This is a genomic window from Kitasatospora sp. NPDC023120 (assembly GCF_055560835.1).
In genome coordinates this window covers 17,925-41,968 of the sequence record NZ_JBVHHY010000030.1, presented here as the reverse complement: position 1 = coordinate 41,968, position 24,044 = coordinate 17,925, and the positions used below count along the sequence as shown (strand labels likewise).

Sequence of the window (24,044 nt, the reverse complement as noted above, 5' to 3'; positions counted from 1 at the left end):
CGGGGGTCGTGTGTCCGAGTCGCGTTGGGTGCCCGGGCTCCGGTTCGGGCCGGAGTTCGACCCCGAGCAGTACGAACTCCTGGAGTTCCACCACCGGGGCGGCGAGGCCGAGGTGTGGCGGGCGGTCCGGACCGGCCACAACGGGCGCAAGGAGCTGGTCGCCGCGAAGATCATGCTGGAGCGCGACCCGTCCGAGGTGCGGCGCTGGCTCGGGCGCTGGGACGACGTCTCGCACAACGCGCACCGGCTGGGCGTCACCGACCTGGTGGTACCCAGCTTCCTGCTCGGCCCCTCCCCGCACCGGCCCGGGGCGGTGCCCTCAGGCGGGCTGCTGGGCTACCAGATCTCGCCCTGGGTCGAGGGCGTGCCGCTGCACACCTGGGCCCGGTCCCAGCGCGGCGGTCCGGCGGCGGTGGCCGAGGTGCTGTCCCGGCTCTGCCGGATCGTCGACGAGCTGCACCGCAAGCGCTGGGTGCACCGCGACATCTCCCCCGCCAACGTCCTGGTGGACGGCCAGGGCCAGGTCAAGCTGATCGACCTGACCTTCCTCGCCCCGCTCGACCACACCCTGACCGTCGCGGTGTTCACCCCCGGGCACGTCCCGCCGGAGGCCGAGCAGGTCGGCGGCTTCCCGACCACCGCCAAGGACCTGTTCGCGGTCGGCACCCTCGCCCGCACCCTGCTGCTGCCCGACCACGGCCGGCTCGACCACCGGCTCGCCGCGGAGCAGGCCCGCGCCGAGCTCCTCGCGGCGGGCTACGCCGAGGAGTTGGCGCGCTGGGCGTGCGAGCCGCTGGCCCGTGACCCGGAGCGCCGCCCCTCCCCGCTCGGCCCGTGGGTCGGCCGCGGCCGCGAACTGCTGCGCGCCCACCGGCCGGTGGCCCGCACCGCGGGCCTGGCCGTGCTGCCCGACCGGTCCGGGCGCCCGCTGGTGGTCACCGGCGGGGCGGACGGCACCGCGCTGGCCGGCCCCGGCCGCTTCGGCAACCGGCTGCCGAACGGCCAGGGCCCGGGAGCCGTAAGGGAGTTGACGGCCGGCTTGGCCGGGCGCCAGGGCGAGCTGGTGGTCTGCGCCGAGGACCGCGGCAACACCCTCTGGGTGGGTACCGCGGCCGGCTGGTGGGAGGCGGCGCGCGGGGTCAACGGGCTGGCCGGGGCGGTCGGTCCGGCCGGGGAGATGACCGTCTGGACGGCCGTCGGCGGCGCGCTGCGCTCCTACCGCTGGGCGCCCGGCCTCACCCTCACCGGCCAGGAGCTGTCCGGCTGCCCCGCCGACCGGGTGCTCGCGGCCGTCGAGGAGCGGCCCGGCTGCTGGCTGGTCCTGGTCGAGCACGGCGGCCGGGTGCTCAGCTGGCGGCCCGGTTCCGCCGAACCGCCCGCCCCGCTCGGGCCGCCCGGCGCCCCCCGCGCCGGGACGCTGGCCCGTACCTCCGCCGGGCCGCAGGCCGCCACGCTGCGGCCGGACGGCTCCGTCCAGCTGCACACCGTCGGCGCCGCGGGGCCCGGCACCGAGATCGGGGACGGCGAACCCTCCCTCGACATCGCCATGGCGGGCCACCGCGGCGGCCCGACCATCGCGCTGGCCGGCGCGGGCGGCGTACGGCTGCGGCTGCCCGCCGGCGGCGCCTCCCGCCGCCCGCGCTGGTGGCGGCCCACGCTGCGCCCGGCCACCAGGGTCGCGCTCGCGATGGGCGACGACTGGCGGCTCTGCCTGGCCGCGGTGGTGGAGGGGGAGCTGCAGGTCTGGCAGGAGGACGCGGCGTACCGCTGGCAGGCGGTGGAGCTGCCGGAGGCGCCCTGAGCCGGGGGCTGCGCGTCCCGTGGGGCGAGCGGGCCGTACGGGCCGAGCGGGCCCGGCGGGGCCAGCGGGATCGTTCCGATCATCAGCCGAGTTGGACTCCCCGAGCGGGCCCCGTATCCGCGGGGTCCGGGCAGCAGCAGGGGGAGCAGCCCGGATGGGAACCGGAACGGTGCCGGACAACCCGGCGCAGCGGCGGGTCGAGGCGGTCCTGGCCGAGGTCACCGGCTCCGGCGAGGAGCTCGGGGTGCAGGTGGCCGCGTGGCTGGACGGCGAGGTGGTGGTGGACGCCTGGGCGGGCCTGGCCGACCGGGCCGAGGGCCGCCCGATGGGACCGGACACGCTGGTCCCGGCCTGGTCGACCGGGAAGGGAGTGGCAGCCGCCCTGGTGGCGGTGCTGGTGGACCGGGGCGTGCTGGCGTACGAGGAGCCGGTGGCCGCGTACTGGCCGGAGTTCGGCGCGGCCGGCAAGGCGCGGATCACCCTGGGGCAGGTGCTCTCCCACACCGCCGGGCTGCCGCAGCTGCCGCCGGACGTGACCCCCGAGCAGCTGCTGGACCTCCCGGCCACGGCCGCCTGGCTGGCCGGGCGGGAGCCGCTCTGGGAGCCCGGCAGCGCGGTCGGCTACCACGCCTGGACGTACGGCGTGCTGCTCTCCGAGATCCTGCGTCGCGCCACCAGCCGGGGCTGCGGAGAACTGCTGCGGGAGGAGCTGACCGGCCCGCTCGGGATCGCCGACGACCTGCTCTTCCACGTCCCCGAGCGCCTGCTGCCGCGGGTGGCCACCTGCTACGACGGCGGCTGGGCGGCGCGGCTGGAGCGGATCCCGGCCGGGGCGCCGTTCTTCGTCTGCGCCCCGCCCGCCGTGCTGCCCCTGGCAGGGCTGGCCAACCGCGCCGACTTCCGGCGCACGGCGCTGCCGGCCAACGGCGTGATGACCGCGCGCGCGGCCGCCCGGCTGTACGCAGTGCTGGCCTGCGGCGGCGAGGCGGCGGGGGTGCGGCTGCTCTCCGCACCGACCCTGAAGGAGGCGACCACCGGCCGAACGAGCGGGGTGGACCGGATGATGGGCGTCCCGTGGACGATGGGCCTCGGCTTCCTGGTCGGGGACGAGTCCTCGACGCCGGTGCGTCCGCCGGGCGGCTTCGGCCACAGCGGGTCCGGCGGCAGCACCGCCTTCGCCGACCCTGCGCACCGGTTCTCCTTCGCTCTCGTCAAGAACCGGATGACCGCGGCGGGTGGCCTCGACGCCCGGCTGGTCGGCGAGATCCGCACCGCGCTGGGCCTCGCGGACAGCTGAGGGCTCGACCGGGGACACAGCCGAGGACGCGACGGCCGGTCGGGAACGCCGGGGCCCCGGAACCCTGGCGGGGTTCCGGGGCCTCGGCCCGGCGCGGGGAGGGCTTTCAGTCTTCAAGGCTGCGAAGGCTTCAGCGGAAGCGTCGCAGCCGGAGGCTGTTGCCGACCACGAAGACCGAGGAGAAGGCCATGGCCGCCCCCGCGATCATCGGGTTGAGGAGGCCGGCGGCGGCCAGCGGCAGGGCGGCGACGTTGTAGCCGAAGGCCCAGAACAGGTTGCTCTTGATGGTGCCGAGGGTCTTGCGGGAGAGCCGGATGGCGTCCGCCGCGGCCAGCAGGTCGCCGCGGACCAGGGTGAGGTCCCCGGCCTCGATCGCGGCGTCGGTGCCGGTGCCCATCGCCAGGCCCAGGTCGGCCTGGGCGAGGGCGGCCGCGTCGTTGACGCCGTCGCCGACCATCGCGACGACCTTTCCCTCGGCCTGCAGCCGCTTGACGGTGGCGACCTTGTCCTGCGGCATGACCTCGGCGATCACGTGCTCCGGCTTGATGCCGACCTCGGCCGCCACCGCCTCGGCGACCAGTCGGTTGTCACCGGTCAGCAGCACCGGGGTCAGGCCCAGTGCACGCAGCTTGCCGATCGCCTCGGCGCTGGTCGGCTTGACCGCGTCGGCGACCTCCAGGACCGCCCGCGCCTCGCCGTCCCAGCCGACCGCGATCGCGGTGCGGCCGGCCGCCTCGGCGGTGCGCTTGGCCGCGGCGAGGCCCTCCGGCAGGTGCTGCGACCACTCGTCGAGCAGCGCCTCCCGGCCGGCCACCACGGCGTGGCCGTCCACCACACCCTGGACGCCCAGGCCGGGGACGTTCTCGAAGCCCTCGACGGCGGGGAGTTCGCCGGCCTTGGCGGCGGCGTTGGCGATCGCCCTGGCGATCGGGTGCTCGGAGGCGTGTTCCAGGGCGCCCGCCAGCCGCAGCACCTCGGCCTCGGTGGTGGAGCCGGCGGTGTGGACGGCGAGCAGGGTCATCTGGCCGGTGGTGACGGTGCCGGTCTTGTCCAGGACGATGGTGTCGACCTTGCGGGTGGACTCCAGGACCTCCGGGCCCTTGATCAGGACGCCCAGCTGGGCGCCGCGACCCGTGCCGACCAGCAGCGCGGTCGGGGTGGCCAGGCCCAGGGCGCACGGGCAGGCGATGATCAGCACGGCCACCGCTGCCGTGAAGGCGGCGGTCCAGCCCTCGCCGGTGCCCAGCCAGTAGCCGAGGGTGGCCACCGCGAGGGTGATCACGATCGGCACGAACACCGCGGAGATCCGGTCCGCGAGGCGCTGCGCGGCGGCCTTGCCGTTCTGCGCGTCCTCGACCAGCTTGGCCATCCGGGACAGCTGGGTGTCCGCACCGACCCTGGTCGCCTCGACCACCAGGCGGCCGCCCGCGTTGACGGTGGCACCGGTGACGTCGTCGCCGACCCCGACCTCGACCGGGACGGACTCGCCGGTCAGCATCGAGGCGTCCACCGCCGAGGCGCCCTCGACCACCACGCCATCGGTGGCGATCTTCTCCCCCGGCCGGACCAGGAACCGGTCGCCCACCGCGAGTTCGGCGATCGGGATGCGCACCTCGGCTCCGCCGCGCAGCACCGTCACGTCCTTGGCACCCAGCTCCAGCAGCGCCTTGAGAGCGGCTCCGGCGGTGCGCTTGGAGCGGGCCTCGAAGTAGCGGCCGGCCAGGATGAAGGCGGTGACGCCGGCCGCCGCCTCCAGGTAGATGTTGGACGAGCCGTCGCTGCGGGCGATGGTGAACTCGAAGCCGTGCCGCATGCCGGGCATCCCGGCGTCGCCGAAGAACAGCGCCCACAGCGACCACAGGAACGCGGCACCGGTACCGAGCGAGACCAGGGTGTCCATCGTCGCGGCGCCGTGCCGGGCGTTGGTCCACGCCGCCCGGTGGAACGGCCAGGCGGCGTAGGTGACGACCGGGGCGGCCAGGGTCAGGGACAGCCACTGCCAGTTGTCGAACTGCAGGGCCGGCACCATCGCCATCGCGATCACGGGCACGGCGAGCGCCAGGGCGGTGAACAACCGGGCGCGCAGCGGGGCGAGTTCGTCCGCCGGCTCGGCCTGCTCGGCACCCTGGTCGGCGACCGGGGGCCTGGGCAGCGCGGCGGTGTAGCCGGTGGCCTCGACGGTGGCGATCAGGTCGGCGACCTCGACGCCGCCCTCGAAGGAGACCTTCGCCTTCTCGGTGGCGTAGTTGACGCTCGCGGTGACCCCGTCCATCCGGTTGAGCTTCTTCTCGATGCGGGCCGCGCACGAGGCGCACGTCATGCCGCCGATCGAGAGTTCCACCTCCGCGGAGGCGGGTGCCTGCGTAGTCATCGTCGCTCCTCGTGACAGTCGTCTTGCCGGTCGTGCCCGGTCGTGCAGGGGGGTCTCGCGGCCTTGCGGTCTCGCCGTACGATACCCAGGAGGGGTATCGGCGGGTGCCGGGTTCATTTATACCCCTGAGGGGTATCTACGGCAAGCCCCGATCGATACCCCAGGTGGGTATCTTCCGCAGCACTCATCCGCTTGACTTGATACCCCAACGGGGTATTCACTCATGGGCATCGAGCCGAGCCGCACAGTCCCGCCCACCAGTTCCCCGCCGGAATCCCGAGGAGGCCCCGCATGGTCGGCTACCGCACCGAGAAGGACCAGCTCCTGCGCAGACTGCGCCGCGTCGAGGGCCAGATCCGCGGCCTCCAGCGCATGGTCGACACCGACACCTACTGCATCGACACGCTGACCCAGGTCTCCGCCGCCACCAAGGCCCTCCAGTCGGTCGCACTGCACCTGCTCGACACCCACCTCGCCCACTGCGTCCGGGACGCCATCGCGGGTGGCGGCACCGGTGCCGAGGCCAAGGTCGCCGAGGCCACCCAGGCCATCGCCCGGCTCATGCGCGCCTGAGCCCCCGCCCCCGCCCGCTCCGCTTCCGTTCCGTCCGTACGACCGCCCGAGGAGAACCCGCCATGAACACCGCGCTGCGCATCACCGCCTTCACCGCCGGCCTCGCCGCCGCCTTCGGCCTCGCCCTCGGCGTCGGCAACGCCACCGGTGGCGACGGCTCCCCCGAGCCCGCCACCGCCGGGCACGCGGGACACGGCACGGCGAACCCGGGGCAGAGCGGCGGGCACGCCGGACACAGCGAGGAGCCGGCGGGCGGCTCTGCCGCCCAGCACCTGCCCGGCGGGCTGCAGGTATCCGAACGCGGCTACACGCTCAGCGTCGAGAACCCCTTCGTCACCGCCGGCTCCCCCACCGACCTGCGGTTCCGCATCCTCGGCGCGGACGGCAAGCCGGTCACCGCCTACCAGCGGCAGCACGAGAAGGAGCTCCATCTGATCGTCGCCCCACGCGACCTGTCCACCTTCCAGCACCTGCACCCGACCCTGGCCGCCGACGGCACCTGGAGCGCCCCGACCGCCGTACCCGCCGCCGGGGAGTACCGGGTCTTCGCCGACTTCACCCCGGCCGGAACCGCCGAGGGCCTCACCCTCGGCGCCGACCTGCACGCCGCGGGCGACCTGCGCCCCGCCCCGCTCCCGGCGACCGGACGGACCGTCACCGTCGACGGCTACACCGTCACCCTCGGCGGCGACCTCACCCCCGGCCGCAGCGGCCGGCTCACCCTGAGCGTCGGCAAGGACGGCAAGCCGGTCACCGACCTCCAGCCCTACCTCGGCGCTTACGGCCACCTGGTCGCCCTCCGCGCCGGCGACCTCGCCTACCTCCACGTCCACCCGGACACCACCACCCCGGGCCCGGAGATCGGCTTCACCACCACCGCCCCGAGCACCGGCAGCTACCGCCTCTTCCTGGACTTCAAGCACGGCGACACCGTCCGCACGGCGGCCTTCACCGTGACGACGGACGGCACCACCGCTTCCCCCGAGGGCGCGGACGACCACCAGCACTGACCGGCCCCCGAACCGCGAATGGCGCCGGGCGATCCTCCAGGGATAGCCCGGATAGCCCGGCACCTTCCGGTTCTCCTACGCCTTGAGCCGGGTCAGTCCGTGGCCTTCGGGTGGCCGGTGCCTGCATGGGTGATCCAGACCGTACGGTTGGCGCCGTCGATCAGATACCGGATGCGTCCACCACCCGTGACCTCGTACTGCCAGCGTTCGAGCGCCTGCCCCTTGAACGTCCCGGTGCCGAGGTCGCCCTTGAGTAGGTGCCGGCGGCCGGGGTTGTCCCCGGCGCGCGGGGTGGCACGGATCTTCTCGAACGCGCGTCGCAGGTTCCCCGCCGCCTGGCGGCCCAGGCGTTCCCAGCCCTCTGCCGCTTCGGAGTTGGCGAACCGGAGGTCGTACTCGTCACCGGTCGGGGCGGTGCGGTTCGACCCCCCCTCTTCGGGCTCACTCGGCCGCCGCAGGCAGGGGAACGGGCCCGAGATCGCCCTCGGGCGCGCGAGTGATGATGGCGTGGAGCTCGGAGTCCGCGTAGATCTCGGCACTGTGCTTCCACTGGGTGAGCAGGAGTGCGATCGGAGCAAGGTTGTCCAGGGCCACCGCGCCGCGTGCCGTGTCGACCAGCTCGGCGAGCAGGGCGTCGATGTCCTCCCCAGGCAGGAAGGTGACCCACGGCAGGGCCTCGGGTAGCGCCTGCCGCAGGGCTGCGGTGTTCTCCGTCCGGACCAGTCCCGCGAGGAGGCGGGCAGTGAAGTCCACGACTGTGGCATCGCGCTCCATCTGGTCGATGCGCATCAGAGCGAGGTCTCCGGCGTCGCGCCGCCGGAGTCGCACCGCGCGGACGGCGTCCAATCTACGAGCCGTCGCCGCCGGGTGGTGGAGCAGCTCGCTGAAGGGCACATCCTCCGTGCGGGACGTGTTCAGTGTCGGCCGTGGCCGTCGTGGTGTTCGTGCCCGTCGTGGGTCGGGGTGTCCGGGCTGCCGCCCATCGTCCGGAGCATCGGGACGCCGCCGGTGCGGAGGAAGCGGACCACCAGAGCCGCCGCCAGCAGCAGGAAGACGATGTTGAGCCAGGTCGTGTAGTTCCACTCGACGCCCGACATCGGGATCTCCGCCGCGCGTTCGTCCGGGATCAGGCCGAGGGCGCCGAAGACGAACTCGACGAAGTAGCCGGCGAGGACCATCGCCACGTAGAAGGTGCCGAGCAGGAACAGGGCCATCCGCCGGCCGTAGTACTTCCGGTAGATGTTCAGGATCGGCAGGATCAGCAGGTCCGCGAAGATGAACGCCACCACCCCGCCGAAGCTGATCCCGCCCTTCCACAGCACCACCGCGAGCGGCACATTGCCGATCGAGCAGACGAAGGACGCGATCGCCACCAGCGGGCCGACCAGCGGGCCCCAGAGCTTGGCGGCCAGCGGGTGGTCGACGAAGAAGAAGGCCTGCCAGAAGGAGTCGGGCACCCAGGCGGCGATGGCGCCGGCGATGAGCAGGCCGAGGACGAGGTCCCGGAGGATCGCCGCCCACTCCATCACGAAGACGTGCGAGACCGAGGTGAAACCCTTCCCGGAGAGCAGCCGGCGGGCGAAGGGGCCCTTCGCGGCCACCGACATGTCCATCGCCGCGTGTCCCTCCATCGAGCCCGCCCGACCGCGCCCCGCCTGTTCGCGGGCCTCGCGCAGCAGCCGCTCGTGCAGCAGCCGGCGGAAGAGCACGGCGAGCAGCAGGATCATCACCGGTCCGCCGACGAACTCGGCCGCGGTGAACTGCCACCCGAGCAACAGCGCCAGGATGATCCCGAGTTCGATGACCAGGTTGGTGGAGGCGATCTCGAAGGCCATCGCGGCGGTGAAGTCCGCGCCCTTGCGGAACAGCGAGCGGGCCAGCGCCACGGCGGCGTACGAGCAGGAGGAGGAGGCCGCGCCGAGGCCGGCGGCGACGGCGAGGGTGCGCGGACGGTCATCGCCGAGCAGCCGGACCACGGTGGCCTTGTGGACGACCGCCTGGACGACGGCGGAGAGCAGGAAGCCGAGGATCAGGGCCCAGGTGATCTCCCAGGTCATCGATCCGGCGATGGACAGCGCGTGCAGGATCGCGTGCATGGTGGTCCGCCTTCCCGTGGTGCGCGGGACTCCGTCGGGCGCCGGTCACCGTATACCCATACGGGGTATTCAGGAACCGCGGCGCGCCGACACCCGGCCCTGCGCCACCCGCCGGAGGGGCCACCGGAGGCTCGGGCGGGGCGGGCGCCCGGTCGGCGCCCGCCCCGCGCTGGGACAGCACACGGCCTCACGCGACCGTCCCGGACCGCGCCTCGGGCACCGCGGCCGCCGTCGCTCCCGGGCGCGGGGTGCGCAGGGTGGCCACCGCGAGCAGGGCGCCGACCACCGCGATCCCGGCGGAGCCGACGAAGGCCGCGGAGAAGCCGGAGGTGAGGCCCTCGACGGTGCTGCCGGGGGTCCGGGCGGCGGCCAGCGCGGTCATCGCGGCCAGACCGAGCGCCGAACCGACCTGGTAGCCGGTGTTGACGATCCCGGAGGCGAGCCCGCCCTCCTCCGGGCAGTGTACATACCCCTGGGAGGTACCGAAAAGTCAAGGCCCGAACGCCGAGCAATTACCCTAGGGGGGTATGGTATGTTCTCGAGCGAAGCAGCCGACCGGGGCCACTCCGGTCGGCGCCGGGCCATGACGACAGGAGCACACCCATGACCGAGACCACCGTCACCGTCGAGCCGGCCGCCGCCGAGGCCTCCTCCTGCTGCGGCTCGTGCGGCACCGGCGCAGCCGCCCCCGCCGCCGGGTCGGCGCTGACCTCGGCGTTCCAGGTCAAGGGCATGACCTGCGGACACTGCGTCAGCTCGGTCACCGCCGAGCTGAAGAAGCTCGACGGCGTCACCGACGTCGCCGTGGACCTCACCACCGGCAAGGTCACCGTCGGCAGCACCCGGCCGCTCGCCGACGCCGACGTGGCCGCGGCCATCGACGAGGCCGGCTACGACCTGGTCGGCCGCCTCGACGGCTGACCCCCCGTCGTCGGCCCGGACGGGCGGCACCCCCACCCGTCCGGGCCGACTCCCCTCCCATCACGCCCCGGTAGAGTGAGAAGCCTCCTCACCGCACAGGAACCGGAGACGGCCATGGCCAGCTACAGCTCCCACAAGGACGACTTCCTCAAGCGGCTCCGCCGCATCGAGGGGCAGATCCGCGGCCTGCAGCGCATGGTCGAACAGGACACCTACTGCATCGACGTCCTCACCCAGGTCTCCGCCGCCAGCCGCGCCCTCCAGTCCTTCGCCCTCCAACTCCTGGACGAGCACATCGAATGCTGCGTCCGCGACGCCATCGCCGAGGGCGGCCAGGAGGCGAGCACCAAGATCCGCGAGGCCAACCAGGCCATCGCCCGGCTCGTCCGGTCCTGACACCCGCTCGGCAGCGGAGGTATGACGGGGTAGGGGTATACCGGGGACCGAAGCCCAGGGGCACGCCGGAAAATCCGCGGCCCCCCTACTCCCCCGATCAGTAGACTCCGACCCCGCCCGCGTCATCGCCATTCGACATACGGGGAAGTCGAGTTGAGGGGGCGACCGCCATGCCGGCCATCGAGTTCGTCCGCCGACTGGACGGCCTGGTCTACCACTTCGACCAGGACGGCACCTTCAACGGCCGACCGTCGTTCAAGCGGACCGACCTGGACGTCTGGTGCCGCTGGCTGCCCGAGCGCGGCTGGTGCACCGTCGACGCCGCCGGGCTGCCCAACTCCGCACCGCTGCCGGGCGGAACGGCCGGGGAGCCGTTCCCGCCGCTCTGCCCCTGGCGCAGCTGGAAGGCCGGCAAGTCGTACCTCTACGACCTGCGGCTCGTCGACGGGGTAGCGCCGTAGTGCCGTCGCCGTGCCTCAGACGCGGTCGAGGGGCCGGTGCGGGCCGTCCGGCAGGGCGATCGCGATGGTGTCGCCGGGGCGGATCGCGCCGCCCGTGCGGACGATGCCCATGATCCCGGCGCGGCGGACGATCGTGCCGTCCTCGGCGCGGCCGACGACCTGCTTGAGCAGGCCCGTACGGTAGTTGTCGATCTGGGCGCACGGGTTGCGCAGGCCGGTGATCTCCACCTCCGCCTCGGCGCCGATCCGCAGCACCGCGCCGACCGGCAGACCGAGCAGGTCCACGCCCTCGGTGGTGATGTTCTCGCCGAGCGCGCCCGGCGCCACCTCGTAGCCCGACTCGCCGAGTTCGGTGAGGAGTTCGCGGTGGATCAGGTGGACCTGGCGCAGGTTGGGCTGGGTCGGGTCCTGGGCGACGCGCGAGCGGTGCTTGACCGTCACCCCGGCGTGCACGTCGCCCTCCACGCCCAGCCCGGCGAGCAGGGTGATGCTGTCCCGGTTCGGCTTGGTGAACGAGTACTCGGCGTTGCTGCTGACTGCCACCACGGTGCCGCTCATGCTTCGGACCCTCCTCGCGGACGTACGGTCGACGGACCCCGAGCATAGGCTTCCGACCCGCCGGACCCCGGCCCGACGGGGTCAGTACCCGAACACCGCGCTCGCCAGGACGACGTTCACCGCCGTGCCGCCGACGATGCTCAGCAGGACGTTGCGGCGCCACAGGTGCAACCCGCTCCGGAACCCCCTGAACTCCCGAGGTCGCCGGGGCCGCAGCCGACGAACCGTCAACTCTCGGACGTCGCCCGCAGCAGCGGCAGTACGACCTCGTCCAGGACCTCCGCCACCACACCGTCGGACGGTACCGTCCCGCCCACCAGGAACGCGTCCCGCAGCAGGTCGAGCGGGAGCGAGACGACGCGCGGGGTGATCCGGGCGGGGTTGATCTCGCCCCGGTCGGCGGCGCGGCGCATCATCATGCCGAGGCTGCCCACCGGGCCCTCCGCGGTCAGCCCGCCGGTGAAGCCGGCGCGCAGCTCGGGGTCGCGCAGCAGGTCGACCAGGAAGCCGTGGACGGCGCCGGTCGGCAGGTCGTCGAAGCGGTGCAGCAGACTGCCCAGGAAGAGCGCCAGGTCCGCCCGCAACTCGCCGGTGTCCGGGGGCTCCTGGTAGTCCGGGGCGTTGCGGCCGAGGGCGGCGATGACGAGCGCGGCGCGGTTCGGCCAGCGGCGGTAGAGCACCGGCTTGCTGGTCCGGGCGCGGGCGGCGACGCCCTCCATGGTGAGCCGGTCGTAGCCGTGCTCGGCGAGTTCGGCCCAGACCGCGTCCAGGATCGCGCGTTCCAGTTCGTCGCCGCGCCGCCGCGAAGGCTTGCCGTGGTCCGCCACGAGTCCCGCACCCGACCCTCATAGATACGTTGCGTTTCTTATCGGGGGCAGTCTACAGTCCAGGACAAGAAACGCACCGTATCTTATGGCCGGATGGCCAGGGGGAGATCCGTCATGCGCACCCTTCACACCACCCACACCCACGCCACCGACGTCCTGGTGGTCGGCGCCGGGCCGGTGGGCCTCGCGCTCGCCCTCGGGCTGGCCCGTGCCGGGGTCGGCTGCCGCGTCATCGAGCGGGAGCCGCGGTTCCGCGACCGCGGCGTCCGCGGCAAGGGCGTCAACCCGCGCACGCTGGAGGTCTTCGACGACCTCGGCGTGGTGGACGCGATCCTCGACCGCGGCACGCTCGACCTCAAGGTCCGTACGTACCGGGGGAGTCGGTTCCTCGGCGAGGTCGACCCGGCGCCCGGCAACCGCCCGACCCCCGACCGCCCGTACGCCGGCATGGTGATGCTCGGCCAGCACCACACCGAGGCGGTGCTGCGCGGACGGCTCGCCGACCACGGCGTCACCGTCGAGACGGACACCGAGCTGCTGGACTACACCCAGGACGCGGACGGCGTGCTCGCCACCGTCCGGCGCGGCGACCGCACCGAGCGGCTGGGCGCCCGCTTCCTGGTCGGCTGCGACGGCGGTCGCAGCACCGTCCGCAAGCTGGCCGGCATCCCCTTCCTCGGCGAGACCTGGGAGGAGGAACGCTTCCTCATGGCCTCGATGGAGGTCGACGGCCTGGACACCGACGCCATGCACATCTGGAACGACCCCCGGCTCGGCGTCGGCGCGCTGGCGATGATCCCGATGCGGGCCGACGCCAACTGGGCCGTGCACGCCTCCGTCGACCCGGACGAGCACGGCGAGGTCCCGACCCCGACCGTGGACACCTTCCGCACGCTGTTCGCCGAACGGGCCGGGCTGCCCGGGGTCACCCTGCACGAGCCGGTCTGGTCCACCGTCTGGCGGCCGACGGTCCGCATGGTCGAGCGCTACCGCGACGGCCGGGTGCTGCTCGCCGGGGACGCCGCGCACTGCCACTCCGCGGCCGGCGGCCAGGGCATGAACACCGGCATCCAGGACGCCCACAACCTGAGCTGGAAGCTGGCCGCCGTCCTGCGCGGCGCACCCGACGCGCTGCTCGACAGCTACCAGGCCGAGCGGCGGCCCGTCGCCCGCGCCGTGCTCGCCGCCACCTCCGCCCAGCACAAGGCGCTGTTCGGCGCCGACGGTGCCCGCGCGCTGACCGAGCAGTTCGTCAACCTGGCGGCAGCCGGGTCCGACTTCACCGGGCTCTCCGTCGGCTACCGGGGCGGACCGCTCGGCCGCGACCTCGACGACACCACCGGCATCCGGGCCGGCGACCGCGCCCCCGACGCACCCTGCACCACCGCCGACGGCACGCCGACCCGGCTGTTCGACCTCTTCCGCGGCCCGCACTTCACCCTGCTGACCATCGGCGGGTACCCGGCGCCCAGCGAGCTGCCCGCACCCGTCGAGGCGCCCGTGCCCACGGAGGCGTCCGCGCCCGAGGAGGCGTCCGCGCCCGGCTTCGCCGAGCTGCGCCGGGCCGCCGTCCTCGACCCCGACGGCCACGTCGCCCGGGCGTACGGGCTGCGCGGCGACGCCGTCGTGCTGGTCCGGCCAGACGGGTACGTCGCGCTCACCGGCGCCACCGCCGCCCCGGGCGCCCTCGACACCACCCTCGACGTCGCCCTCGGTCTCGCCCTCGGTCTCGGCCTCGCCGAGCAGTCGGGGGGCTACGCCCCGGTGGCCTGAGCCAGGACGGACGGGCGCGCCGCCCGCTCGTCCGCGTCGGCGAGCCGGAAGTAGACCGGCGGGAGACCGAGCTCGATCGCCATCAGGACCACCTGGAAGCCGTGCGGCCACCCGTCCACCGCGATGGACAGCACCCGTCCGAGGCCGCCCAGCAGGAGCACCGCCGCCAGCCACCGCACCATCCGGGCGGGCACCGGCGCCTGCCGGGCGGCCCGGATCCAGGCCGCGCCGTACCCGGCGAAGACCGCGCCCATGAAGCGGCCGAAGCTGTCGACCGTCGGCCCCGCGTCCGCGGTCCCGGGCATCGCGGCGTTCCCCAGCAGGATGTGGAGGAACCCGATCGCCACACAGGCGACCCCCATTGTCCACGTGAGCACCCGAAGCGTCCTCGCCATGACCCACCCACCCGTCGTCGGTCCGTCGATGCGCATGCCCGTTGCCACGCACCGCAGTTGACACGCACGCCGCCAAGGACGCACACCCTTGGTTGACACGCGTCTACCAAGCTAGCGCCCACAAGTAGACGCGTGTCAAGTAACCTGGCGCGCATGCCAGTCCACGAACGCCGCCGACGACTCGCCCCCGCCGAGCGACGCGCCCAGCTGCTCTCCGTCGGCGCCCGGCTCTTCGCCGCCCGCCCGTACGAGGACGTGCTGATGGAGGAGGTCGCCGACCAGGCCGGGGTCTCGCGGGCACTGCTGTACCGTCACTTCCCGAGCAAGCACGCCCTGTTCGCCGAGGTGTACCGGCAGGCCGCCGACGAGCTTCTCGCCAAGTCCCGGTTCGATCCGGCCGACACCCTCCTGGAGCAGCTGGTCGAAGGGATGGACGCCCACCTGGACTACTTCATCGCCAACCGGCACGCCGTGCTCGCCGCCAACCGCGTCCTGGCCGGGGACCAGGTGATCCAGACGATCATCACCGAGGAGCTCGACGCCCTCCGCGGCCGGCTGCTCGGCGTCCTCCCGCTCGCGGACGAGGCCGCACGGCGGGCCGTGTCGCAGATCCTGCGCAGCTGGCTGGTGTTCGTCCGGGTGCTGGTCATCGACTGGCTGACCGAGGAGTCCTGCACCCGCGACGAGCTGCGCGACGCCTGCATCGGAGCCGTCCTGGGCGCGCTCGGACCCTTCCTGCCCGCCGAGCCGGCGCCCGACGGGCTGCGGTGACGCTTACCATCGGTCCGCAACGGGAAAATCCGCAGCAATCACCCAACTGCCATAGAAAATATGACAGTTGGATGTGAAGTCCGCGCCCAGCCGAAGGGACCCATGGAATCCGCCGCCGACACCCGGACCGTCCTTCCCCCGCTCCACCGACTCCCCTTCTCCCCCGCCGGCCCGCCCCGCCCGACCACCCTCCCCGACGGCACCCCCGCCTGGCTGGTCACCCGCTACCACGACGTCCGGCAGGTCCTCGGCGACCCCCGGCTCACCCGGGCCGACCTGCACGAGGTCGGCACCGCGGGCGCCACCGCCGACGTCGCCGCCAACCCGGCGTCCCTGTTCAACCAGGACGGCCCCGCCCACCGCCGGCTGCGCGGCACCGTCCAGCGGGCCTTCACCCCGCGCGCCATCGCCGGCTGGCAGCCCTGGGTCGCGGCCGCCGTCCAGCAGTCCGTGGACGCGCTGCTCGCCGCGGGCCCGCCCGCCGACCTGGTCGGCGCGTTCACCCGGCCGGTGCCCTTTGCCGTCACCACCCGGCTGATGGGGCTCGACGGCGACGGCCCGGACGGCCTCGCGGAGGAGCGGCTGCACCGCTGGACCCTCGCGCTGCTCGCCCAGGGCGGCGACCCGGCCGAAGGGGACGGGGGCGGCGACACCGGAGCCCTCGCCGAAGAAGACCACGCCGAAGCCCTCGCCGAATACGGCGCGTTCACCACCGAGTTGATCGAGCGCCGCCGCCGCGAGCCCGGCGAGGACCTGGTCAGCCGGCTCGTCCAGGCCGCCGACCACGACGGCGGCATCCCCGAGGAGTCACTCGTCCACCTCGTCGCCGGGCTCACCGCCAGCGGCAACGAGAGCGTCGCCGGCGCCCTCGGCAACGCCCTCGTCTACCTCCTCGGCGAACGCGCCGACCACTGGCCCCGCCTCGCCGACCCGGACACCGCCGAACGCACCGCCGAACGCCTGCTCCACTTCATCCCGCTCGGCGACGACGAGGCCACCATCCGCCGCGCCACCGCACCGGTCGAGCTCGGCGGCGTCACCATCCCCGCCGACGCCGTCGTCGCCATCAGCCTCGGCAGCGCCAACCGCGACCCTGCCGTCCACCCCGAGGGCCTCGACGCCGACCTCGACCTGCCGCTCGCCGCCCCCACCCTCGCCTTCAGCGCCGGTCCCCACTACTGCATCGGCGCCTGGCGGGTCCGGCTCGAAATGCGCGAGTCCCTCCAGCGCCTCGCCGCCGCCCTCCCGGGCCTCCGCCTCACCACCCCGGTCGCGGACCTCGCCTGGCAACTCGGCAGCACCACGCGGAGCCCGGCGCGGATCCCCGTCGCCTGGTAGCACCCGGCGGCACGCGGCAGCACCCGGCGGCTCCCGGCGGCTCCCGGCGGCTCCCGGCGATTCCGGCGTCAGCCGGCAGCACCTGGCAGCAACGCCCCGGGAGGGGTGTTCACCCGAACAACGCCTCCCCCAGCACCCCGCCCTCCGCCGCCCCCGGCGGCACGTACGCCACCGCCGACGCCGTGTGCTCCAGGAAGGCGTTGAGCGCGTCCCGCGCCGCCAGCCGGTTCTGCACCCGGGTGAACTGCGCCGGGTCCCGCACGAAGGCGCAGAACAGCAGGCCCCGGTCCGCGGGACCGTCGTCGTAGCTGTAGCCGCGCCGCAGCATCCGGGCGCCGCCGTCCAGCCGGGGGCTGGAGAGCCGGACGTGGGCGGTCGCGGGGATGACGTACGAGCCGTCGGGGTTCTTCGCGTAGATGTCCGGCTCGTCGTGCTCCGCCGTGCCGGTGAGCGGGGCGCCGTCGCCGGCCCGGCGGCCCATCGCCTGGTCCTGCCGGTCGCCGGGGAGGGCGGCGAAGGCGGCGGTGTCCATCCGGATCCGCCGGTAGACCAGCACCGTGCCGTGCTCGTGCGGTCCGGGCGGGCCCCAGACCCACTGCCGGGCGGCCTCCTCGTCCGGGTTCGCCGTGCCGTCCTTGAAGCCGAACAGGTTCCGCGGCGTGGTGCCCGCGGCCGTCCGGGGCAGGAAACCGGACTGGGTCCACCGTACGGACGCGCCCGCCGCCGCGGCCGCCGCGCCCACCTGCTCGGCGACGACCGACAGCGGCCAGCGGTCCGCCGCGCACAGCTGGACCAGCAGGTCGCCGCCGCTCCGCGCCGGGTCGAGCCGGTCGCCCGGGAAGGCGGGCAGCTCGGCCAGCGCCGACGCCGGAACGTTCAACCCCAGCCGGGCGGCGAGCCCCGGGCCGACCCCCACCAGGCTGCTGAGCCGGGCCGGCTCCCCGCCCCGCAGGCGTGCGTCCGCCGACCTGCCGCCCGCCGCCTCGGCGAGGACCCGGGTCAACTCCCCGAGCAGCCCACGCAGGGCGGACCGGCCGACCGAGGTCGCGGCGGGCGCCAGGTCGAAGGCCAGCAGCTGGGTGGCCGGCTGCTGCGGGGCCGTCACCCCGGTCTGCCGCGCGCCGAAGAACGGGACGGTCGGCTCGGGCGGCGCCGCCGCGGTCCGCCCGCCGGCACCGCCACGGGCCAGCGCCGTCACCCCCGCACCGACCCCGGCGCCCACCCCGGCGGCCAGCACCGCGCCGCCCGCGAGCAGGGCCCTTCGGTCCACACCGTTTCCGACGGTTCGTGGCCGGTTCCGCGCCTTTTCGCTTTCGGCATGCATGGGCGACATTGGAGACGATAGAACACGCATCATGCAACTTTTGATTCCACGTCAATTCATGCTTGTGACAAGGCGGTACCCCGGAGCCGCTCCCCGGAACTTCGTCCCCGCTCTGCTCCTCGCCGCCGCACTCGTCATCTCCGGCTGTTCGTCCACCGGTTCGACCTCCTCCGACACAAAACACCCGGCCGGCACGGTCGTCCGGGTCCCGCAGCACTTCCCGACCGTCCAGCAGGCCGTGGACGTGGCCCGCGAGGGCGACACCGTCCTGGTCGACCCGGGCACCTACCGGGAGAGCGTCCGGATCACCAAGCCCCGGATCGTGCTGCGCGGCACCGACCGCAACACCGTGGTCCTCGACGGCGGCGCGCGCCTCGCCAACGGCGTCACCGTCACCGGCCCCGGCTCGGTCGTCGAGAACCTCACCGTCCACGGCTACCTGGCCAACGGCGTCCTGTTCACCGGCGTCACCGACGAGAAGCTCCAGCAGCGCGGCGCCGGCGGCTCCGCCTACGACCCGCTGGACACCGCCCGCTTCCCCCCCGTCCAGGGTTTCCGCGCGACCCGCGTCACCGCCTACGACAACGGCCTGTACGGCATCTACGCCTTCGACGCGCGCGGCGGCGTCATCGAGGACTCGTACGCCTCCGGGCAGGCCGACTCCGGCATCTACGTCGGCCAGTGCAGGCCCTGCGACACCCTGGTGCGCGGCAACACCGTCGAGCGCAACGCCGTCGGCATCGAACTCACCAACGCCTCCGACGGATTGACCATCGCCGCCAACCGGATCAGCGGCAACCGCGTCGGCGTCACCGTCAACTCCAACGACCTGGAGGCGCTCGCCCCGCAGCACGGCGCGGTGATCGCGGGCAACGTCGTCACCGACAACAACGCCGCCGACACCCCCGAACAGGCCGACGGCGGCTACGGCATCGGCATCGGCATCGGCGGCGGCACGGGCAACCAGGTGCAGCACAACCTCGTCCAGGGCAACCGCGCGGTCGGCATCGTCATCACCGACCCGCCCGGCCACCCGGCGAGCGGCAACCGCGTCGAGGGCAACCGCGTCACCGGCAACGGCACCGACCTCACCCTGGCCTCCGCCGACCCGGCCAACTGCTTCGCCGGCAACCAGCCCGCGGTCCAGAGCCCGGAGGGCCTGGAGACCGTCGCCGCCTGCGGAGCCCAAGGCCGCGGCCCGGTGGCCGCCGGACGCACCACACCGGTCCAGGCTCCGCCCGGCATCCCCTTCAGCCAGGTGCCGGCCCCGCCCGCCCAGCCCTCCCTCCCCGACCCCGCCGCGCCGGCCCGCCCCGCCACCGACCTCCCCGGCCCGGTCGACCCCGCCGCCTACCCCCTCCCCGAGACCCCCGACGCCCTCCCGAAGCACTGACGGGACCATCCCCGCGCCCACCCGCCGGGCACCCGGCCCGGCGGGGCGCCCAGGGGCGGCGGGCCCGGGAAATCCCCCCAAGGGCCCGCAAACCGGAAGGACAGTCCGGACAGCCCGGGACGACACCGACTTCCTTGCCGACACGGGCAGTTCAGGACAGCACGGGCAGTTCGGAATCCGCCCGAGCAGTCCTCCGCGGACATGACATACTGCGTCGGTGACCGCAGCAGACCTGGCCGAGAAGCCACCCAAAAGCCGTCCGACACTGGGGCGGAAGTTCACCCTGCTGTGGTCGGCCTCGGCGATCTCCTCGGTCGGCGACGGCATGCGGGACTCCGCCCTGCCGCTGCTCGCGGTGGCGGTCTCGGACTCGCCCAGCGCGGTCTCGGTGGTCTCCGTCGCCGCGTCGCTGCCCTTCCTGGTGATGTCCCTGTACGGCGGCGTGCTCGCCGACCGGGCCGACCGGCGGCGGCTGATGTGGACGATCGACGCCCTGCGCGCCGTCGTCGTCCTGGGCTTCGCCTGCTGGGTCTTCCTCGCCACCCCGCCGCTGCTCGCGCTCGCCGCGCTGGCCTTCCTGCTCGGCTGCGGCGAGACGGTCTTCTCCAACGCCGCCACCTCGGCCGTCCCGGAGCTCGTCCGCCCCGACCAACTCGACGCCGCCAACGGCCGGATGCAGGCCAACATGCTCGTCGGCGGCAACCTGATCGGCCCGCTGCTCGGCTCGGCGCTGTTCGCCGTCGCCGCCGGCTTCCCCTTCACGGTGGACGGCGCCTCCTTCGCGCTCGCCGCCGCCCTGGTCGCCGCGACCGGCCGCTCCACCGCCGCCCGCTCCACCGCCGACCGCCGGGTGCTCACCGAGATCCGTGAGGGCGTCAGCTGGCTGTTCCGCCACCGCGAGGTGCGGATGCTCGCCGTGCTCTCCACCCTCGGCGCGCTGACCTGCTTCATGGGCACCACCATGATGGTCCTGATGGTCACCAAGGTCGTGCAGGCCCCCGCCGCCGCCTACGGCATCGTCCTCGCCGCGGGCGCGATCGGCGGCACCGCCGCGAGCACCCTGGCCGGCCGGCTCAGCCGCCTGCTCAGCCGCGGCACCCGGATCGCCGCCGCCTTCCTGCTGATGGGCGTCTCGCTGATCCTGATGGGGTTCAGCACCTCGGTGTTCGAGGTCGCGGCGCTGTACGGCGTGATCGGCTTCGGCATCGTCACCTGGAACATCCAGGCGATCTCGCTGCGCCAGCAGGCCGTCCCCAAGGAGCTGATGGGTCGGGTCAACAGCTGCTACATGCTGCTGAGCCGACTGGGCATCATGACCGGTGCCGCCCTCAGCGGCTGGATCGCATCCGTCACCAGCATCCGCACCCCGCTCCTCCTCGGTGGCAGCCTGCTGCTCGTCCTCCTGGTCGCCGTCCTGCTGTTGCTGCCCCGGATGACGGCGATGGAGACCCCCCGAACCGGGGCCCCGGAGCCGGAAGGCACCGACGCCGCCTCTGCCGCCCCCGCCGCCCCCGCTCCGGAGAAGGGCGAGTAGTGCCCCATCGGGCGGCGGTCGGCGCACTCGCCACCGATCGGCCGGACGTCGAACCCCTCTGACGATCCCCGGGGAGCGGTGCCCCGCCGGGCGGGGCACCGCTCCCTCCGTCAACGGGATCGCGTTCGCGCAGAGGTCAACGGGCGTGCGCCCCAGGACAAACGTGGCAGCCGGAACACGCGGATGCTGGATCGGAACACCGGGACCGCGCCCGTCGCGGTGTCAGGTCCCCTCCCAACCACCGTTCTCCGAGAAGGCACCGTGCTCAAGAAGACCTCCTCCGTGCTGCTTTCGATCTCCGCAGCCACCGCACTCCTCCTTCCCCTGGCGGGCACGGCGTCCGCCGCGACCGGACCCGCCGCGAACCCGGCCGCGGTGAGCCAGGCGGCGCCCGCCGCGGCCAACCGCGCGGCGGTGAACTGGCCCGTCATCGACTGGGACATCACCGACATCACCGCCGGCGGCGGAGAGCACGCGCGCCGCTACTGGAACATGGTCGACGCGATCCACCGCTCCAGCTACGGCGAGCCGCCCCACGTCGACAGCGGGGTCGTCCGGCAGACGACCCGGGACACCAACCAGCTGATCCAGGTGCGGGTGAGGAACCGGGGGTCGGACCTCGTCTCCGTCTACCTGTGGGCCGACAACCTCTACGTCGCGGGCTTCTACTCTCCCGCGGCCAACCAGCACTGGGCCTTCCAGGACGGCCGCCAGCAGCAGTTCCAGAACGACCTGGGCGTGCCGGTGCGCTTCATGCCGCGCAACGGCAGTTACCTCAGCCTCGCCGGCGGAACCACGCGCGAGAACCTGTCCCTCGGCGCCGAGAACATCTTCAACGCCCTTCGCGACCTGTACAACGTCCGGGACTGGGACCCGACGCGCGTCGACCGGGGCATGCTGATGGCCATCACCATCTTCTCGGAAGCCGCCCGATTCGGGCCGATCTTCAACCGGGTCCACGGAAACATCAATGCGTGGAGCAGCAACCAGCTGAGCGTGGACTACCGCGACATGGAGAACCAGTGGGGCGCGCTCTCCCGCGCCGCCCACAGCTGGCACCAGGGCCAGCCGGCCTCGGTGCGGCTGATCGGCACCAACGTCACGAACTTCGACCAGCTGCGGCGCGTGGTCGGCTTCGTGGAGCTGCACGGCTCGGAAGCGCTGCTGTAGCGCGGCGGCGGGATCGGCGACGGACCGCGCGGAGGTGCCCCGCCCAGGCGACGGGCGGGGCACCGCTGCGCAGTCCACGCGGTCGCCGCTGCGCGGTCCACCCCCCGGCCGGACTGACGGGACGGCGGAGTCGGACCGGACTCCCGGGCCCGGCACGGCCTACCGCCCGGCCGGGCCCCCGCCCGTCGCCGACCCGCGCAGGGACACCCCGAAGCGCGTACGGAGCCGGTGCACCTCCCACCACGCCACCGCGCTGACCGTCGCCGGCCCGCCGATGACCGAACACAGCTGCACCACTGGCGGGCCGGGCGGCAGCCCGCCGATCGCCAGCCCGATCGCGGCCAGCTCCCACACCAACACCCCCGTCAGCACGGGCGGGAACACCGCGTGCACCCGGTCCATCGTGAAGGCCGTCCGGACCACCGTCGGCGAGGCGAACGCCACGAACATCAGCGCCCAGATCGGCACCGCCAGCACCAGCACGTCGAACACCTGGCCGACCAGCAGCACCTGGACCGACCCCCGCACCCGCTGGGCGAGCCACAGCAGCACCGGAACCGCCGTCCACGCGCCCACGTACTGCAGCGCCATCAGCGCCGCCGGCCGCACCTGCGCCCGCATCGCGGGCCGCGCGGCCGGCCCGGCCAGCCGGAACAGCACCCCGACCACCACCGGCACCGTCACCAGCACCAGCCACGGCGTGATCACCAGCCGCAGCTCCCACTGGTCGTTGGCCTCACTCCAGTCGTCCGGCGACCCGTACACCGCCAGTACCGTGAACCCCGCGGCGAGCGCCAGCCACCCCCGGATCCGCTGCACCCGCAGCACCACCCGATCGCCGATCCCCCGCGGCCCGGGCACCACGAACACCCGCCGCGCCAGCCGCCGCGCCGACCGCGCCATCGGGTAGAGCCCCAGGAACAGCAGGAACGGCCACAGACAGAACAGCAGCGGCACCCACACCCACCCGCCGACCGCCCGCCGCGCGGGCGCCAGCACCTCCCGCAGGGTGGGCCACTCCCCACCGCCCCGGAACCGCTGCCACAGCGGAGCGCCGCGCTGCGGCTGCTGCCACTGCGGATACCTCTGCGGATATCCCTGCTGATGTCCCTGCTGATATCCCGACCACGAGAAAGAGTCCTGATCCCCGTACGTCACGTCCAACCCCTCACGCGGCCGCCGCCCCCACCGGGCACCCGGTCAACTCCGCAGCCCCGCACACTACTGCCGCCCGCCCGCACCCCGCCCGCACCTTTTCCCGTCCTGCAGGACGAGAAGGCCGTCGACTCCCCCGGCGGGGCGTGGGGTCGACGACATTCGAGCTGTACCCACAGGGGCACGGCGCTCGATCCGCTCCTCCAGGCGGATCAGGAGCCGGTCGGCGCCTCGGCCCTCTCGGCGTCGCGCAGCAGGGTGAGCAGGTTGAGGACGGTACTCGTCGGAGCGTTGCCGAAGCGCACGAGGACGCGGCCGTCCACGACGCTGTCCGTGCCGGCGGACGGCCAGAGCAGGCCGAACTTCGTTCCACGCTGCCGGACTTCGGCGAGCATGGCGGCGACCTGCGGCTCGGTGTAGCCGCGGATCGACGGGTCGTCCGGCTCGATGGGCCGACGGTCGGCGGCGCTCACGCGGCGGCGTCCAGCTCGAACCAGACGGACTTGCCGGCCTCGCGGGCGTCCGAACCGAAGCGATCGGTGAGCGACCGCACGAGCTGCAGACCCCGACCGGAGAGGGCGTGGAGGTCGGAGCCCTGCTGCGGGACCGGCAGCACCGGGCTCGCATCACTGACGGAGACCCGCAGCACCCCGTCCAGCACCACGATCACCACGAGCGGCGCCGGACTCCCGCCGTGACGCCAGGCGTTGACGAACAGCTCGAGCAACGCGAGCTCGGCGTCGACCACCACGTCGGGCTTCCACCCGGCGCGCGCCATGGCCCCGCGCAACTCCTGACGCGCGGCCGACCAGTCAGGGGGGATGTCGAGGGAGAACACGAAGCGACGTCCGTGAGGGGTGAAGGGGATCATCCATCGCCG

At 73.8% G+C, this 24,044-nt stretch carries 24 protein-coding genes; 13 read left to right on the top strand and 11 right to left on the bottom strand.

From position 1 onward, the window contains the following. Nucleotides 1-10: 10 nt before the first annotated feature. Nucleotides 11-1,801: a protein kinase domain-containing protein gene (locus ACZ3TI_RS33675; protein WP_465733037.1), complete on the top strand. Its 1,791-nt coding sequence runs from the start codon at nt 11-13 to the stop codon at nt 1,799-1,801. Between the two features lie 154 nt (nt 1,802-1,955). Further along, complete coding sequence (locus tag ACZ3TI_RS33670; RefSeq protein ID WP_465733035.1) at nt 1,956-3,098, top strand: serine hydrolase domain-containing protein; 1,143 nt, start codon at nt 1,956-1,958, stop codon at nt 3,096-3,098. Nucleotides 3,099-3,228: 130 nt separating this feature from the next. Here ACZ3TI_RS33670 and ACZ3TI_RS33665 read toward each other — a convergent pair whose 3' ends face one another. Beyond that, nucleotides 3,229-5,469, bottom strand: coding sequence for a heavy metal translocating P-type ATPase (locus tag ACZ3TI_RS33665; protein WP_465733033.1), 2,241 nt, complete (start codon nt 5,467-5,469; stop codon nt 3,229-3,231). Nucleotides 5,470-5,742: 273 nt separating this feature from the next. On the opposite strand from ACZ3TI_RS33665, the gene ACZ3TI_RS33660 reads away from it, so the two are divergent. Both ACZ3TI_RS33660 and ACZ3TI_RS33655 read left to right on the top strand, forming a co-directional pair. Then, nucleotides 5,743-6,042, top strand: coding sequence for a metal-sensitive transcriptional regulator (locus tag ACZ3TI_RS33660; RefSeq protein WP_465733124.1), 300 nt, complete (start codon nt 5,743-5,745; stop codon nt 6,040-6,042). A gap of 62 nt (nt 6,043-6,104) precedes the next feature. Beyond that, nucleotides 6,105-7,052 carry a hypothetical protein gene (locus ACZ3TI_RS33655; RefSeq protein WP_465733031.1) on the top strand — a complete coding sequence of 316 codons (948 nt, stop codon included), beginning with the start codon at nt 6,105-6,107 and terminating at the stop codon, nt 7,050-7,052. 441 nt (nt 7,053-7,493) lie between these two features. On the opposite strand, the gene ACZ3TI_RS33650 is transcribed toward ACZ3TI_RS33655, so the two are convergent. The 3 genes from ACZ3TI_RS33650 to ACZ3TI_RS33640 all read right to left on the bottom strand — a co-directional run bounded on the left by ACZ3TI_RS33650 (nt 7,494) and on the right by ACZ3TI_RS33640 (nt 9,530). Continuing rightward, the gene (locus ACZ3TI_RS33650) at nt 7,494-7,841 is read right to left on the bottom strand and encodes a hypothetical protein (RefSeq protein ID WP_465733029.1); all 348 of its coding nucleotides are present in this window, start codon (nt 7,839-7,841) and stop codon (nt 7,494-7,496) included. 125 nt (nt 7,842-7,966) lie between these two features. Continuing rightward, a complete protein-coding gene (locus tag ACZ3TI_RS33645) occupies nt 7,967-9,148 on the bottom strand; it encodes a permease (RefSeq protein ID WP_465733028.1) in 1,182 nt (393 codons plus the stop codon). A gap of 187 nt (nt 9,149-9,335) precedes the next feature. Then, nucleotides 9,336-9,530: a hypothetical protein gene (locus ACZ3TI_RS33640; protein ID WP_465733026.1), complete on the bottom strand. Its 195-nt coding sequence runs from the start codon at nt 9,528-9,530 to the stop codon at nt 9,336-9,338. Nucleotides 9,531-9,751: 221 nt separating this feature from the next. Here ACZ3TI_RS33640 and ACZ3TI_RS33635 point away from each other — a divergent pair, with 221 nt between their 5' ends. From ACZ3TI_RS33635 to ACZ3TI_RS33625, 3 genes are all read left to right on the top strand, one after another. After that, the gene (locus ACZ3TI_RS33635; protein WP_465733024.1) at nt 9,752-10,069 is read left to right on the top strand and encodes a heavy-metal-associated domain-containing protein; all 318 of its coding nucleotides are present in this window, start codon (nt 9,752-9,754) and stop codon (nt 10,067-10,069) included. A 75-nt stretch (nt 10,070-10,144) separates the two neighbouring features. Next, a complete protein-coding gene (locus tag ACZ3TI_RS33630) occupies nt 10,145-10,465 on the top strand; it encodes a metal-sensitive transcriptional regulator (protein WP_465733022.1) in 321 nt (106 codons plus the stop codon). A 170-nt stretch (nt 10,466-10,635) separates the two neighbouring features. Continuing rightward, entirely contained in the window at nt 10,636-10,926 is a 291-nt protein-coding gene (locus ACZ3TI_RS33625; RefSeq protein WP_465733020.1) for a hypothetical protein, read from the top strand. Nucleotides 10,927-10,941: 15 nt separating this feature from the next. Here the strand turns inward: ACZ3TI_RS33625 and ACZ3TI_RS33620 are convergent, their stop codons facing one another. Both ACZ3TI_RS33620 and ACZ3TI_RS33615 read right to left on the bottom strand, forming a co-directional pair. After that, on the bottom strand, nt 10,942-11,484 hold the full coding sequence (locus ACZ3TI_RS33620; protein WP_465733018.1) for an MOSC domain-containing protein: 543 nt from the start codon (nt 11,482-11,484) through the stop codon (nt 10,942-10,944). Between the two features lie 227 nt (nt 11,485-11,711). After that, nucleotides 11,712-12,311, bottom strand: coding sequence for a TetR/AcrR family transcriptional regulator (locus ACZ3TI_RS33615; protein WP_465733016.1), 600 nt, complete (start codon nt 12,309-12,311; stop codon nt 11,712-11,714). A 114-nt stretch (nt 12,312-12,425) separates the two neighbouring features. Between ACZ3TI_RS33615 and ACZ3TI_RS33610 the strand changes: the two genes are divergently transcribed. Beyond that, the gene (locus ACZ3TI_RS33610; RefSeq protein WP_465733014.1) at nt 12,426-14,084 is read left to right on the top strand and encodes an FAD-dependent monooxygenase; all 1,659 of its coding nucleotides are present in this window, start codon (nt 12,426-12,428) and stop codon (nt 14,082-14,084) included. On the opposite strand, the gene ACZ3TI_RS33605 is transcribed toward ACZ3TI_RS33610, so the two are convergent. Further along, nucleotides 14,066-14,479, bottom strand: coding sequence for a DUF4345 domain-containing protein (locus tag ACZ3TI_RS33605; protein ID WP_465733012.1), 414 nt, complete (start codon nt 14,477-14,479; stop codon nt 14,066-14,068). The two genes, ACZ3TI_RS33610 and ACZ3TI_RS33605, sit on opposite strands and share 19 nt — an antisense overlap. A 153-nt stretch (nt 14,480-14,632) precedes the next feature. Between ACZ3TI_RS33605 and ACZ3TI_RS33600 the strand changes: the two genes are divergently transcribed. Together ACZ3TI_RS33600 and ACZ3TI_RS33595 are read left to right on the top strand one after the other, a co-directional pair. Next, a complete protein-coding gene (locus ACZ3TI_RS33600) occupies nt 14,633-15,250 on the top strand; it encodes a TetR/AcrR family transcriptional regulator (protein WP_465733010.1) in 618 nt (205 codons plus the stop codon). Nucleotides 15,251-15,352: 102 nt separating this feature from the next. Continuing rightward, entirely contained in the window at nt 15,353-16,588 is a 1,236-nt protein-coding gene (locus ACZ3TI_RS33595) for a cytochrome P450 (RefSeq protein WP_465733008.1), read from the top strand. Between the two features lie 109 nt (nt 16,589-16,697). Here ACZ3TI_RS33595 and ACZ3TI_RS33590 read toward each other — a convergent pair whose 3' ends face one another. Further along, nucleotides 16,698-17,858: a Dyp-type peroxidase gene (locus tag ACZ3TI_RS33590; protein WP_465733006.1), complete on the bottom strand. Its 1,161-nt coding sequence runs from the start codon at nt 17,856-17,858 to the stop codon at nt 16,698-16,700. Nucleotides 17,859-17,976: 118 nt separating this feature from the next. Here ACZ3TI_RS33590 and ACZ3TI_RS33585 point away from each other — a divergent pair, with 118 nt between their 5' ends. From ACZ3TI_RS33585 to ACZ3TI_RS33575, 3 genes are all read left to right on the top strand, one after another. Further along, complete coding sequence (locus ACZ3TI_RS33585) at nt 17,977-19,305, top strand: right-handed parallel beta-helix repeat-containing protein (protein ID WP_465733004.1); 1,329 nt, start codon at nt 17,977-17,979, stop codon at nt 19,303-19,305. A 217-nt stretch (nt 19,306-19,522) separates the two neighbouring features. After that, entirely contained in the window at nt 19,523-20,839 is a 1,317-nt protein-coding gene (locus tag ACZ3TI_RS33580; protein ID WP_465733002.1) for an MFS transporter, read from the top strand. 261 nt (nt 20,840-21,100) lie between these two features. Then, nucleotides 21,101-22,009 carry a ribosome-inactivating family protein gene (locus ACZ3TI_RS33575; RefSeq protein WP_465733000.1) on the top strand — a complete coding sequence of 303 codons (909 nt, stop codon included), beginning with the start codon at nt 21,101-21,103 and terminating at the stop codon, nt 22,007-22,009. Between the two features lie 159 nt (nt 22,010-22,168). Here ACZ3TI_RS33575 and ACZ3TI_RS33570 read toward each other — a convergent pair whose 3' ends face one another. The 3 genes from ACZ3TI_RS33570 to ACZ3TI_RS33560 all read right to left on the bottom strand — a co-directional run bounded on the left by ACZ3TI_RS33570 (nt 22,169) and on the right by ACZ3TI_RS33560 (nt 24,035). Further along, the gene (locus tag ACZ3TI_RS33570) at nt 22,169-23,008 is read right to left on the bottom strand and encodes a hypothetical protein (RefSeq protein ID WP_465732998.1); all 840 of its coding nucleotides are present in this window, start codon (nt 23,006-23,008) and stop codon (nt 22,169-22,171) included. A gap of 368 nt (nt 23,009-23,376) precedes the next feature. Beyond that, nucleotides 23,377-23,637, bottom strand: coding sequence for a hypothetical protein (locus tag ACZ3TI_RS33565; RefSeq protein WP_465732996.1), 261 nt, complete (start codon nt 23,635-23,637; stop codon nt 23,377-23,379). Beyond that, a complete protein-coding gene (locus tag ACZ3TI_RS33560; RefSeq protein WP_465732994.1) occupies nt 23,634-24,035 on the bottom strand; it encodes an ATP-binding protein in 402 nt (133 codons plus the stop codon). Before ACZ3TI_RS33560 ends, ACZ3TI_RS33565 begins: the two co-directional genes overlap by 4 nt. Between the last annotated feature and the right edge of the window lie 9 nt (nt 24,036-24,044).